This window comes from Aggregicoccus sp. 17bor-14 (assembly GCF_009659535.1).
Classification (GTDB): domain Bacteria; phylum Myxococcota; class Myxococcia; order Myxococcales; family Myxococcaceae; genus Aggregicoccus.
In genome coordinates this window covers 348567-360771 of sequence record NZ_VJZZ01000002.1, presented here as the reverse complement: position 1 = coordinate 360771, position 12205 = coordinate 348567, and the positions used below count along the sequence as shown (strand labels likewise).

Sequence of the window (12205 nt, the reverse complement as noted above, 5' to 3'; positions counted from 1 at the left end):
CTCGAGACGGACGGTGACGCGGCCTTGCATTGCTTAACCGTTTGGTTAATCATTTCCCCGGGCCGCAACTTCTTCCCTTCTGGCCCCAGGAGCGTCGCCCATGCGCAATCCCCCCGCCGACTGGCCCCGCATCTCCACTTCGCTGCACTACGAGAGCGCCGCGAAGGCGATCGACTGGCTGGAGCGCGCCTTCGGCTTCGAGGTGCGGCTGAAGGTGGAGGGCGAGGGCGGGCGCATCGAGCACTCGGAGCTGGTGTACGGCGGCGGGGTGGTGATGGTGGGGGACGCGAAGGGGAAGCCCTGGCACAAGAGCCCCCGGCAGCTGGGGGGCGCCAACACCCAGGCGCTCTTCGTGTACGTGGACGACGTGGAGGCCCACTGCGCCCGCGCGCGCGCCGCCGGCGCGAAGGTGCTCAGCGAGCCCAAGACTACCGACTACGGCGAGGACTACTGGGTGGACCGCGGCTACGAGGCCGAGGACCTCGAGGGGCACCACTGGTACTTCGCGCAGCGCCTGTCCGGAGGAGCGCAGGGGCGATGAGCGCCGCGCGCAAGCTGGACCAGACCTTCGCCGCGCTCGCGGACCCCACGCGCCGCGGCGTGGTGGACCTGCTGCGACGCCGTCCGCGGCGCGCCGGCGAGCTCGCGAGCGCGCTGGAGACGAGCGCCCCCGCGATGAGCCGCCATTTGCGCGTGCTGCGCAAGAGCGGGCTGGTGGAGGAGCAGGGGCTGGAGGAGGACGCGCGCGTGCGCGTCTACCGGCTGCGCCCCGAGCCCTTCCACGCCCTGCGTGACTGGGTGGAGGGCGTGGAGGCGTTCTGGACCCTGGAGCTGGAGGCCTTCAAGGCGCACGCGGAGCGCACGCGCGGCCGGGAGAAGCCATGAGCGCGCCCGCGGCGACCGCGCGCGTCACCGTGCTGGTGGCGGTGGCGCCCGAGGTGGCCTTCGAGGTGTTCACGCAGGAGACGGACCTGTGGTGGCGCCGCGGCCCGCGCTTTCGCCCCGGCGGGCGCAGGCCGGGAGTGCTCACCTTCGAGCCCGGACCGAACGGCCGCCTCTTCGAGACGCTCGAGCCGGTGGCCGGCACGGGCAAGGCGGCGCAGGTGCTCGAGGTGGGGCGCGTGCTCGCGTGGGAGCCTCCCCGCCGGCTGCACTTCGAGTGGCGCAACACCAACTTCGCCCCCCACGAGCACACCGAGGTGGAGGTGCACTTCGAGCCCTCGCCGAGCGGCACGCGGGTGACGGTGGAGCACCGCGGCTGGGAGGCGCTGCGCAAGGACCATCCGGCGCGCCACGGGCTGGAGGATGGCCCCTTCCTGCGGATGATGGGCCTGTGGTGGGGGGATCTGCTCACTGCGCTACGCCTGCACGCGGCGGCGCGCGGCGGTGGCGGAGCCGCGGGGAGAGATTGAGGGCGTCACGGGGTACAAGATGTGCGAAGCGAAGACCCCGTGCCCCCCATCCCTCCCGAGCGCCAGCTGCACTTCCTCGCGGACGCGACCGAGCGGCTCGTGTCCACGCTGGACGTGGAGGGGGTGCTGGCCGAGGTGATGCGCCTCGCGGTGCCGGAGCTCGCGGACTACAGCGGCGCCTACCTCGCGGACCCGGAGGGCCCACCGGGCAGCGGGCGCACGCTGTGCGTGGCGCACCGCGACCCCGAGAAGGTGGCGCTGGTGCGCGCCCTCGAGCAGCGCTACCCGCGAGGGCCCGAGGCCCCGGGCGGCATCGCCGAGACGCTGCGCACCGGGCGCACCCAGGTCTACCCCGCCATTCCCGCCGAGGCGGTGGAGGCGGGCGCGCGCGACGCGGAGCACCTCGCGCTCTTGCAGGCGCTCGCGCCGCGCGCCCTGCTCATCGTGGCGCTGAGGGCGCGCGGCCGGGTGCTCGGCGCGCTCGCCCTGATGCAGGCGGAGAGCGGGCGCAGCTTCGGGCCGGGCTCCATCCAGCTGGTGGAGGAGCTCGCGCGCCGCGCCAGCCTCTCGCTGGACAACGCGCTGCTCTACCGCGAGGCGCGCGAGGCCCAGGCGCGCGCCGAGCAACTGCAGGCCATCACCGCCGCGCTCGCGGGCGCCTCGCGCTCGGTGGAGGTGGCGGAGGCGATCATCGAGGTGGGGCTGCGCGCGGTGGGCGCCACCCGGGGCAGCGTCTCGCTGCTCGAAGGCGACAGCTTCGAGGTGCTGCGCACCTTCGGGTACGACCCCCTCACCGTCCAGACCTTCCTGCGCGCGCCGCTCACCTCCATGCCGCCCGCGGCCGAGGCCGCCCGGCAGCGCAGCGCGCTGTGGTGGCGCTCCTTCGAGGAGTACGCGGCCGCCTACCCGGAGCTCGCCGGCTGGGCGCGCAACCACGGGCCGGGCGCGCGCGCCGTGCTCCCGCTGCGGGTGGAGCAGCGGGTCATCGGCTTCATCTGGCTCACCTGGGAGCTGCCGCGCAGCGTGAGCGCCGTGGAGCGCGCGCACATCGAGTCCATGGTGCACCAGTGCGCGCAGGCGCTCGAGCGCACGCGCCTGCACGACGCGCTGAGCGAGAGCGAGCGCCGGCTGCGGGCGCTCGCCGAGAGCATGCCGCAGATCGTCTGGGTGACGGACGCGGCGGGGCGGGTGGAGTACTTCAACCGCCCCTGGTACGCGCTCACCGGCCGCAGCGAGGAGGAGTCGCTCGGGGACGCGTGGGCCGAGGCCCTGCACGCGGAGGACCGCCCCCGGGTGATCGAGGCCTGGAAGGCGGCGGTGCGCACGCACTCCCCCTACGAGCAGGAGTTCCGCTGCCGCAGCACGGACGGCAGCTGGCGCTGGATGCTCTCGCGGGCGAGGCCCGAGCGCTCGCCCTCGGGCGAGCTCCTGCGCTGGTACGGGACCAGCACGGACATCACCGAGCGCAAGCTGGCGGAGGAGTTCCAGGAGCAGCTCATCGGCATCGTGGGGCACGACGTGCGCAGCCCGCTGTCCGCCATCACCATGAGCGCGCGCCAGCTGGAAGCGCTGGTGGCCGAGCCGCGCGCGCGGCACGTGGTGGAGCGGGTGCAGCGCGGCGCCTGGCGCATCGAGCAGGTCATCCGGCTGCTGCTGGACTTCACCCGCGCCCGCCTGGGCAACGGCATCCCGCTGGTGCGCCGCGACGCGGAGGTGTGCGACCTGCTCGCGCGCGTGGCGGACGAGTTCCGGGCGGCCCAGCCCTCGCGCGTGGTGCAGGTACGCTGCAGCGCGCCCCTGCACGCGCAGGTGGACGGCGAGCGGCTCTTCCAGGTGCTCGCCAACCTGGTGGAGAACGGGCTCAAGTATGGGCGCGCGGACGCGCCCGTCACCGCGACCGCACGCGCCGAGGCGGGGGACCTGGTGCTCGAGGTACACAACGAGGGCGAGCCGCTGCCGGCCGCGCTGTTGCCGCGCCTCTTCCAGCCCTTCAGCCGGGGCGCACAGACGGAGGAGACCGTGAAGGTGAGCCTCGGGCTGGGGCTGTTCATCGTGCGCGAGATCGTGCGCGCGCACGAGGGCAGCGTGCAGGTGCGCTCGAGCGCCGAGGCGGGCACCACCTTCACCGTGCGGCTGCCAGGGGCGCTGCGCCCCGGGTGAGCCGCAGGTGCCGCCTCGGCCTCAGTGCGCCGTCGCGAACACCGCGAGCGTGAGGCAGATGAAGGCGAGCCAGGCGACGAAGGCGCCTCCGAACTCCAGGTCGCTCTCGTGCAGGAAGTGGTTGAAGCCGTGCGGGCGAAGCATGTGTAGACCCTCTCTTTCACCCCTCAACCTGCACCCCGCCGCACGGGGCTGCCGCGCATTGCAGCCTCACCGCACCGCGCTGCAGCGGACGGCGGCACGGCTGCAGCGGGCGGGCAGCTTGCGTCCGCCCCCTCGCTGCGGCACACCCCGGGCCTGCCCATGTCGCGCCCTCCCCTCGTCACCGTGCTGCTGCCCGTGCGCGACGCCGAGCGCACGGTGGCGCGCGCCGTGGAGAGCCTGCTCGAGGGCACCCTGCAGCGCGTGCGCGTGCTCTGCGTGGACGACGGCTCCCGGGACGGCAGCCGCGCCGCGCTGGAGGCGCTCGCGCGCCAGGACGCCCGGGTGCAGGTGCTGGACTCGGGCGGGCAGGGCATCGTCGCGGCGCTGAACCTCGCCCTCGCCCACGCGGACTCTCCCTTTGTCGCGCGCATGGACGCAGACGACGAGGCGCTGCCGCGCCGCCTGGAGGCCAGCGTGCAGGCGCTCGAGCAGGATGGGCGCCTCGCGGGTGTAGGCACCGGCGTCACCCTCTTTCGCGAGGACCGCCCGGTGAGCCCGTCCCTGCAGGCCTACGCGGCCTGGCTCAACGGCCTCACCACCCCCGAGCGCCTGCAGCGCGAGTGCTTCATCGAGAGCCCGCTCTGCCACCCCTCCGTGTGCCTGCGGCGCGAGGCGGTGGTGGAGGCCGGCGGCTACGCCCAAGGGGACTTTCCCGAGGACTACGCGCTGTGGCTCACCTTGCTCGCCCGCGGCCACCGGCTTCGCACCCTGCCCGAGGTGCTCCTGCGCTGGCGCGACGGGGACACGCGCCTCAGCCGCACCGACCCGCGCTACCACCTCAAGCGCTTCACCTGGCTCAAAGCGCGCCACCTCGCCCCGCGGCTGCGCGGCCTCCGCGTCACCGTGTGGGGCGCGGGCGCCACGGGGCTCTTGCTCACGCGGCTGCTGCAGGCGGAGGACGTGGCGGTGACGCGGCTCGTGGACCTGCACCCGCGAAAGCTCGGCACCCGCATCCACGGCGCGCCCGTGGTGCACCCGGAGGCGCTCGGGGCGCCGGAGCCGGGCGAGCACCTGCTCTTCAGCGTGGGAGCGCCGGGGGCGCGCGAGGAGTGCCGCGCCTTCCTCTCGGCGCGCGGGTGGGTGGAGGGCGCGCACTTCACCTGCGCGGCGTAGGGGCCCTCAGGCGCTCGAGCCGTCACTCTTCGAGCAGCAGGTCCGCGTAGACGAAGCCCTCGCGCTCCACCACCTCGCCCTCCTGCACGCGCAAGGGTGCTGCGAACATGGGCCCCTCGGTGACGCAGGTGTGGAACTCGCCGTTCTCACCGCAGGGGTCCACGCCCTCCGGCAGGCGCTCGAGGAAGCCCGGGCCGAAGGTGGCGCCCGCGAGCGCGCGCAGGCCCGCGCGCGGGTCCACGCAGGTGAGGCGCGCGCGCAGGCCGCTCGCCACCATCTCCTGCGCGAGCGTGCGCGTGTCCTCGCCCCACAGCGGGTACACGCCGGTCATCCCGTGGCGCGCGAGCAGGCGCTCGCGGTAGGCGCGGATGTCCTCGAGGAAGAGGTCCCCGAACACCACGTGGCTCACCCCGCGCTCGCGCGCCGCGTCCAGCGCAGCGCCGAAGCGCTCCTCGTACTGCGCGTTGGTGCAGGGGGTGGGCAGCTCCACCGCGTGCACCGGCAGCCCCAGCGCCCGGGCCTGCGCGCGCAGCAGCGCCTCGCGCGTGCCGTGCACGCTCACCCGCCCGTACGCGGGCGAGAGCGTGGTGAGCAGCCCCACCACCTCCAGCGCGCCCTGCTGCCGCGCGCGCCACAGCGCGAAGGCGCTGTCCTTGCCGGTGCTCCAGGAGACGAGGGCGCGGGGAGGAGGGCGCGGGGAACGGCTCATGAGGGCGGAACTCCCGGTCAGGTGGGTGTGGGTGGGTGTCGCGGCGCGGGGCGCACGCGGCGTATCATCTTCCGAACGTTCTCGTCTTCCTCGGGGGGAAGCCCAGCCATGCCGGTGCAGTCCGAGCGCGCCGCGATCAGCGACGACTACCGCGCCTTCCTGCGCAGCCGCTGGCCCGCGCGCACGCGCCGGCTGGTGACGTCCACGCTGTGCGCCACGCCCGTGCTGGTGCTGCTGGACCACGTGTTCTGCGCGCAGCTGGGGCTGGACTGGACGCTCGCGCAGCACGCGGCGCTGCGCGTGCCCTGGATGCTGGTGCCGGTGACGGGCTTCCTGCTGCAGCACTTCTTCTCTGGGTGGCGGGGCCTGCCCGCGAGCATCCTCGGCCTCTCCACGCTCTGGGTGCTGGGGACGGACTGGGGGCTGTACCACCTGGGCCTCGCGGGCACCGCCTACCAGGCGCTGGTGGTGCTGGTGTGCTTCCTCACCGCAGGCGTGTTCCTGCCGCTCACGCGCGGCGGCCGCAACGGGCTCTTCGCGCTGCTCGCGCTCTGCCACGTCGGGCTGGACCTGGGCCTCACCCAGGCGCGCTCGCTCGAGGACCGGCTGTGGCTGGATGCGGCCGTGCTCGGCATGCTGGTGACGGTGTCGGCCATCTTCGAGAGCTTCGCCACCAGCCAGCGCCGCAACATCGCCCTGCGCCAGGAGCTGCAGCGCACGGTGGCGGCGCTGGAGCGGAGCCGCGAGCGGGTGAGCGAGACGGCGAGCGTGCTGAGCGCGAGCGTGCTGGGGCTGGAGGAGAGCGCCGCCACGCTGCTCAGCCGCTCGGAGCTGAGCGGCGCGGAGAGCCAGGCCATGGCGAGCGCGAGCGCGCGCGTGGCCCAGGGGGCGCTCGCGCTGCAGCAGCGCAGCCGCCACAGCTCGGCCACGGCCGCGGACGCGCAGGAGCACGCGGGCGCGGTGGGGGTGCTGCTCGGGCACATCGAGACGGGCGTGAAGGACATCGACGAGGCGGTGAGCCGCAGCGAGGCGAGCTTCCGCCAGCTGCAGGAGCGCGCGGACGCCATCGGCACCTTCGTGGAGAGCGCGCAGGAGATCGCCGCCCAGACGCACATGCTCGCGGTGAACGCGGGCATCGAGGCGGCGAGCGCCGGGGAGCACGGCCGCGGCTTCGCGGTCATCGCCCAGGAGGTGCGCAAGCTCGCGCAGGACAGCGGCAAGGGCGCGCTCGCCATCAACGCGGTGGTGGCCGAGCTGCGCCGCCAGATGCAGCAGCTGCTGGGCGCCATCGAGTCGGTGCGCGCGCGCACGGGCCACTTCACCGCCGTGTTCGGCCAGGCCCGCTCCACGCTCGAGGCCGTGCACGACATCGTCCACGCGCTGGGCGAGGCGATGCGCGAGAACGCCCAGGACGCGGACAGCCAGGCGGAGGCGAGCGGCAAGCTCTCCGAGAGCACCACGCGGCTGCGCGAGCAGCTGCAGGCCCAGGCGGAGATGAGCGCGGACGTGGCGAGCACCAGCGCCACGCTCGCGAGCCACGCGGACGGGCTGCGCTCGCTGCTGCCCGCGACGCTCGAGACGGCGCCGCTGGAGCCGGCGCCGGTCGTCGAGGACCGCTTCTAGGCGACTACCCCTTCCAGGGGCGGCTGAGCACGCACGCGTTGGTGCCGCCCACGCCCATGGACATCTTGCCCGCCACGCCCACCGGGGCCTTGGCGCCGCCCGCGTACACGAAGCGCTCGTGCACCTTGCGGATCTCCGGGTTGAGCTCGCCCTCCTGCAGCGGGGTGGGCATCAGCGCGCCGCGCGCGAAGCCCATGTACTGGGCCGTGAGCTCCCAGCCGCCGCACACGCCCATGCCGTGGCCGAAGGTGCCCTTGCGCGCGGTGACGAGCACGTGCTCGGGCAGGCTCTCGCGCAGGGTCTGCACCTCCAGGTGGTCTCCCGGGGTGGCGGTAGCGTGCAGGTCCCAGCTCGCCACCTCCTCGGGACGCACGTGCGCCTGGCTCATCGCCAGGTGCATCGCGGCGGTGGGGCCCTCCTTGGACGGGGTGATGATGTGGTCCGCGTCCGAGGACAGGCCCACCGCGAGCGGCTCCATGCCCAGCGGCTTGAAGCCGCGCGCCGTCATGTGCTCGTAGTCGCCCAGCACCCACACCGCGGCGCCGCCGGCCACGTGCGTGCCGCGCAGGTCGGTGAGCGGCTTGGACACGCCGGTGGCCGCGAGCACGCGCGCGCTGTAGAAGCCGCCCACGGTGAGCGCGTGCGGAGGCGGGTCGGCGGCCCCGATGACCACCGCCTTCGCCTCGCCCAGCGCGATGGCGTTCATGCCCAGCTTCAGCGAGTAGCCGAAGGTGGAGCAGGCGGCCACGGGCGCGAAGGTGGCGCCGGTGATCTTGCCCATCATGGAGATCTGCGCCGCGCCCCCGTTGTGGATGTTCCACAGGAGGTTCGGGCTCACCGCGGCCCAGGGCGGCTCGGGCGCCTCCCACTTCTTCTGCAGGCGCGCGGTGCGGGTGCGCTTCTCCTTGATGACGGCGAGCTTCGCGCTCTCCACGTCACCCTCCACCCCGAGGCTCTCGATCTCGCGCAGCTCCGAGAGGTACTCCTGCAGCTGCGGGCTGCGCGCGGCCCAGTGGTGCCAGAAGGCCTCCTCCGCCTCCTCGCGCTCGGCGTCCGGCGCGTCCTCGGGCGCCGGGGGGCCGCCGGCCGCGGTGCGCGCCTCGGGCGGCAGGGCGCGCCAGGCGGCGAGCGCGCTGTTGCGCTGCGGGTCCGCCCAGAAGCGGTCCCAGCGGCGCTGGGCGCGGTGCAGGGCGAGCGTGGCCTCGTAGGTGGTGTTCAGGTCCCCGAGCCCGCTGCCCACGTACACGTGCGCCTGGGTGCCGAGCGCCTGCAGCTCCGCCTCCAGCCCCGGGTTCTGCGCGAGCGACTGGATGAAGGCGCCGATCGCCATCTGCGCCGGCATCCCCATCTTCTTGCCCAGCTGCGCGAAGCGCGTGGGGGGAAAGCGCGCGTCGATCCACGGCTTGTAGTCGGCGAGGTCGAACTGCGGGTTGCCCACGAGGAAGTTGCTCGGGCCGAAGCCCTCGAAGGCCGACAGCCAGCTGCCGCCCTCCGCGAGGTTGCGCTCGAAAGCCTCCACGTTCGGCGAACGCGGTGCCACGACGCCCCAGCCAAAGATTCCCACCCTGCGCACGCAGTCCTCCTCATCCGTCGTCCAGTGCACGGAAACGGCCCGCCATCGTGACGAAGAAAGCCGGCGCTGTCTCCCCTCTTCTGCGGCCCCTGGCTGGGGAGGAGCCGGGCAGGGGCGAGGGCGCCCGCCCTCCAGGACGGCGCAACGCGGCGTAAACAGGGGCCGTGCGCGCCGTCCTACCGCGCCCGCTAGCGGGCCGCGCGCGAGGTCACTGCGAGGCGGTCGCGTGCATCCCCTGTCCGTGCGTGGGGCGGCCGCGCGCCGCAGCGGCGCGCGCGAGCGCCCCGCCCGATACAGCACGCGCGTTCGTCCGTTTCAGCCTCGAGAGGCCAGCAGGACGGGCCTGCGCCGCAGCGCACGGCCGGCGTGCGCCCAGCAGAGCCTCTGGGGGCGAGATGGCGAGCACGACACAGCACGGCGTTCCGAGCATCCCGGAGGAAGTGCCCGGAGAGCTGCGCATCCTCGTAGCGCGGCTGCGCCAGCTGCTGGTGGACGGCACCCGGCTGGGCACGCTGGGCAATCCGCTGCTGGAGCTGCCGCACCCCCAGCTCGAGCCGCTGCACCTCGAGGCCGCCTGGTGGCTGCGCTGCGAGGGGGCGGTGAGCGTGAACGTGCTCGCCGGGCGCATGGGCATCCCGGTGCCGCGCACCACCCGGCTCATCGACTCCATGGAGGAGCACGGCCTGGTGCTGCGCGAGCGCAACGTGCGCAACCGCCGCCTGCTCTGCCTGCGCCTCACGGAGGCCGGGCGCGCGGCGGCGGAGGAGGCCGACCGCTGGGTGCAGCGCCGGCTCGCCGCGGTACTCCAGCCGCTGGACGCGGGCGCGCGGGGGCTGCTGCTCGGGCTGCTCGAGCAGCTGGTGGAGGCGCACCGCCGGGCCCAGGCGCGCGAGGACGACGCGGACGACGCCCGCAGCGGCGGCGCCCACGCGTACTAGGGGCACCCTGCAGGGCCATGTCACGCCGTGGCATCCTCGCGCATCGGAGCACCGGAGCTCCTCTTCACCCGAGGCCTCGCCATGGACCCCCTCCCCCTCCGACCCCTGCCGCCGGCCAGCGCGCTGAGCAGCGAGCTGAGCGACACCGAGCTCGTGGCGCGCATCCGCGCGGGCGAGCCGCAGCTCTTCGAGCTGGTGATGCGCCGGCACAACGCGCGCCTGTACCGCGCCGTGCGCAGCCTGCTGCGCGACGAGAGCGAGGCCGAGGACGCGATGCAGGACGCCTACGTGCGCGCCTTCACCCACCTGCACACCTTCCGCGCCGAGGCGCGCCTGTCCACCTGGCTCACCCGCATCGCGATCAACGAGGCGCTGATGCGCCTGCGCCGCCGCCTGCCGCAGGTGGACCTGACGCTGGAGAACGACCCGCAGCAGCCCGAGGAGTCCCCCGCCATGCACGCGTCCGACACGTCCCGTCCCTCGCCGGAGGACGCCGCCCAGGCGCGCGAGCTGCGCGAGCTGCTGGAGGGCGCGGTGGACACGCTGCCGCCCGGCTGCCGCACCGCCTTCGTGCTGCGCGACGTGGAGGGAATGAGCACCGCCGAGGCCGCCGAGAGCCTGGGGGTGAGCGAGGAGTCGGTGCGCACGCGCCTGCACCGCGCCCGCGCCCTGCTGCGCGAGGCGCTCTACGCGCGCGCGGGCGCCGCCGCGGGCGAGCTCTTCGCCTTCCACGCCAGCCGCTGCGACCGCGTGGTGGCCGCCGTGCTGCGCCGCATCGCCTGAGCCCTACCCGCGCACCGCGCGCCAGAGCGCTGCAAGCAGCACCACCGCGAGCACCGCGCCGAGCACCAGCACGCCCACCAGCAGCGCCGCGATGCCCACCAGCCACCCGAAGCTCGCGCGGCGGGCGGCTCCGGGCGCCGCGAGGTGCTGCTCCAGCAGGCGCACGTTGCGCACGTTCGCCTTGAAGGCCGCGTCGAAGAGGTCTCCGAGGAAGGGCACCGCGCCCACCAGCGCCTCGATTCCCACGTTGCCCACCATGCGCAGCAGCACCGAGCCCGGGGCGCCGAGCCGCGCGGCCTGCATCACGATGAAGGTGGAGAGCACGGCGCCCGCCCCGTCCCCGAGGCCCGGCACCAGGCCGATGATCGCATCCCAGCCCACGCTGGCGCCGCCGGGCAGCGGGATGGAGGAGTCCAGCAGGTACGCGAGCTTCTGCACCTGCCTGAGCCGGGGGTCGGGAGCGGTCATGCGCCCACGCTAGCGCGCCGCGCCCCTGGGCGGGCAAGCGTGCGGGGCGAGGGGTGGCAGAAGGCGCGGGGCGCCGCAGTGTTAGCGGATCATGGCCCTCTCCTCGAAGACGCTCCGGCGGCAGCTCGGCTCGAGCCGCCTCACCGTCCCGCTCCTCATGCCCGTGTGCTTCTGGGGCCTCGGCGCCCCGCGGCCGCGCACGCTGCGCGCGCTGCTGCTCAGCCCGCTGCTCCTCGGGCTCGGCGCGCTGGGGGTGCTCGGCTGGAGGGCGGCGCAGGCGCGCGCGGTGGCGCCGGCCGCCCCCGGTCCGGATGCCGCACCGCGCCGCGCCGCGCGGGGCTTCCGCTTCACCTGGCAGATGGGCTCGGACGTGGACGAGCTCAGCGCGTCCGCCGCCTCGGGCCACTAGTCCCCTCGCGCGAACTGCACCACGCGCTCGAAGGGCTGCGCGCCGCCCCAGCCGCGCTCGAGCACGTCGTTGTGCCCCGCGCCCTCCACCCACAGCGCGCTCGCGCCGGGAATGGCCGCGGCGAGGCGCCTTCCCTGCGCCACCGGCACCACCTCGTCGCGCGTGCCGTGCACCACCAGCGTGGGGACGTGCAGCCCGGCCGCCTTGCTCAGGGAGTCGAAGCGGTCGCGCACGAGGAGCCGCCCCGGGAGCCACGGGAAGACGGCGGCCGCCATGTCGCCCATGCTCGTGTAGGGCGAGACGAGCACGAGCCGCGCGCAACGGCCCTCCTGCGCCAGCTGCACCGCGACGCCCGAGCCCAGCGAGCGCCCGAGGAGCACCACGCGCTCGGGGCCCACGCCCCGCTCGCGCTGCAGCCACGCGAGCGCGCTGCGCCCCGCGGCATAGAGGCCCGCCTCGGTGGGTGCGCCCCCCGCCCAGCCGTAGCCGGGGTACTCCACCCCGAGGAAGCCGAGCCCGCGCGCCTGCAGCGCCTCCGCCGTGCCCTCGAGGTCCGAGAGCTGCTCGCCGTTGCCGTGGAAGTACACCACCCAGGGCGCGGGCTCCTGCGGCGGCGCGCGCACCAGCAGCACGCCCGCCTCCACCCGCGCATAGCCGCGCCCTCCGGGCAGCGGCACCGCGGCGCGAGGCGCGGGGAACATCAGCGCGCGCTGCCCCGCCCACACGAGGACGCACAAGAGCAGGTAGCCGAGCGCGAGCGTGCTGAGCGCGATGACGAGGAGGCGGGTTCCAGAGGACATCGCCTTCGAGTCT

At 74.7% G+C, this 12205-nt stretch carries 14 protein-coding genes; 9 read left to right on the top strand and 5 right to left on the bottom strand.

What is annotated here, in order from left to right; all coding sequences use genetic code 11:
- Window positions 1-100: 100 nt before the first annotated feature.
- From FGE12_RS05470 to FGE12_RS05455, 4 genes are read left to right on the top strand one after another with little or no spacing between them, the layout of a single operon-like run.
- Window positions 101-541 carry a VOC family protein gene (locus FGE12_RS05470; protein WP_153865178.1) on the top strand — a complete coding sequence of 147 codons (441 nt, stop codon included), beginning with the start codon at window positions 101-103 and terminating at the stop codon, window positions 539-541.
- Window positions 538-885 (top strand): helix-turn-helix transcriptional regulator, encoded by a 348-nt coding sequence (locus FGE12_RS05465; RefSeq protein ID WP_153865177.1) that lies wholly within the window; start codon window positions 538-540, stop codon window positions 883-885. The genes FGE12_RS05470 and FGE12_RS05465 overlap by 4 nt, the downstream gene beginning before the upstream one ends.
- Window positions 882-1412, top strand: a complete 531-nt coding sequence (locus FGE12_RS05460; protein WP_153865176.1) for an SRPBCC domain-containing protein — start codon at window positions 882-884, stop codon at window positions 1410-1412. Before FGE12_RS05465 ends, FGE12_RS05460 begins: the two co-directional genes overlap by 4 nt.
- A gap of 39 nt (window positions 1413-1451) precedes the next feature.
- Complete coding sequence (locus FGE12_RS05455) at window positions 1452-3572, top strand: ATP-binding protein (protein ID WP_153865175.1); 2121 nt, start codon at window positions 1452-1454, stop codon at window positions 3570-3572.
- Between the two features lie 21 nt (window positions 3573-3593).
- Here FGE12_RS05455 and FGE12_RS30605 read toward each other — a convergent pair whose 3' ends face one another.
- On the bottom strand, window positions 3594-3716 hold the full coding sequence (locus tag FGE12_RS30605; RefSeq protein WP_255449835.1) for a hypothetical protein: 123 nt from the start codon (window positions 3714-3716) through the stop codon (window positions 3594-3596).
- Between the two features lie 159 nt (window positions 3717-3875).
- On the opposite strand from FGE12_RS30605, the gene FGE12_RS05450 reads away from it, so the two are divergent.
- Complete coding sequence (locus tag FGE12_RS05450) at window positions 3876-4889, top strand: glycosyltransferase (protein WP_194797605.1); 1014 nt, start codon at window positions 3876-3878, stop codon at window positions 4887-4889.
- Window positions 4890-4911: 22 nt separating this feature from the next.
- Here FGE12_RS05450 and FGE12_RS05445 read toward each other — a convergent pair whose 3' ends face one another.
- Complete coding sequence (locus FGE12_RS05445; protein WP_153865173.1) at window positions 4912-5598, bottom strand: ATP-binding protein; 687 nt, start codon at window positions 5596-5598, stop codon at window positions 4912-4914.
- A gap of 108 nt (window positions 5599-5706) precedes the next feature.
- Between FGE12_RS05445 and FGE12_RS05440 the strand changes: the two genes are divergently transcribed.
- Window positions 5707-7221 (top strand): methyl-accepting chemotaxis protein, encoded by a 1515-nt coding sequence (locus tag FGE12_RS05440; RefSeq protein ID WP_153865172.1) that lies wholly within the window; start codon window positions 5707-5709, stop codon window positions 7219-7221.
- A gap of 4 nt (window positions 7222-7225) precedes the next feature.
- On the opposite strand, the gene FGE12_RS05435 is transcribed toward FGE12_RS05440, so the two are convergent.
- Window positions 7226-8794, bottom strand: coding sequence for a beta-ketoacyl synthase N-terminal-like domain-containing protein (locus tag FGE12_RS05435; RefSeq protein WP_194797604.1), 1569 nt, complete (start codon window positions 8792-8794; stop codon window positions 7226-7228).
- A 395-nt stretch (window positions 8795-9189) separates the two neighbouring features.
- On the opposite strand from FGE12_RS05435, the gene FGE12_RS05430 reads away from it, so the two are divergent.
- On the top strand, window positions 9190-9732 hold the full coding sequence (locus FGE12_RS05430) for a MarR family transcriptional regulator (protein ID WP_153865171.1): 543 nt from the start codon (window positions 9190-9192) through the stop codon (window positions 9730-9732).
- An 81-nt stretch (window positions 9733-9813) separates the two neighbouring features.
- A complete protein-coding gene (locus FGE12_RS05425) occupies window positions 9814-10515 on the top strand; it encodes an RNA polymerase sigma factor (protein WP_153865170.1) in 702 nt (233 codons plus the stop codon).
- Window positions 10516-10518: 3 nt separating this feature from the next.
- Here the strand turns inward: FGE12_RS05425 and FGE12_RS05420 are convergent, their stop codons facing one another.
- Window positions 10519-10983 (bottom strand): DUF4112 domain-containing protein, encoded by a 465-nt coding sequence (locus FGE12_RS05420; protein WP_153865169.1) that lies wholly within the window; start codon window positions 10981-10983, stop codon window positions 10519-10521.
- Between the two features lie 91 nt (window positions 10984-11074).
- On the opposite strand from FGE12_RS05420, the gene FGE12_RS05415 reads away from it, so the two are divergent.
- Window positions 11075-11392 carry a hypothetical protein gene (locus FGE12_RS05415; RefSeq protein WP_153865168.1) on the top strand — a complete coding sequence of 106 codons (318 nt, stop codon included), beginning with the start codon at window positions 11075-11077 and terminating at the stop codon, window positions 11390-11392.
- Here FGE12_RS05415 and FGE12_RS05410 read toward each other — a convergent pair.
- On the bottom strand, window positions 11389-12192 hold the full coding sequence (locus tag FGE12_RS05410; protein ID WP_153865167.1) for an alpha/beta hydrolase: 804 nt from the start codon (window positions 12190-12192) through the stop codon (window positions 11389-11391). The two genes, FGE12_RS05415 and FGE12_RS05410, sit on opposite strands and share 4 nt — an antisense overlap.
- Between the last annotated feature and the right edge of the window lie 13 nt (window positions 12193-12205).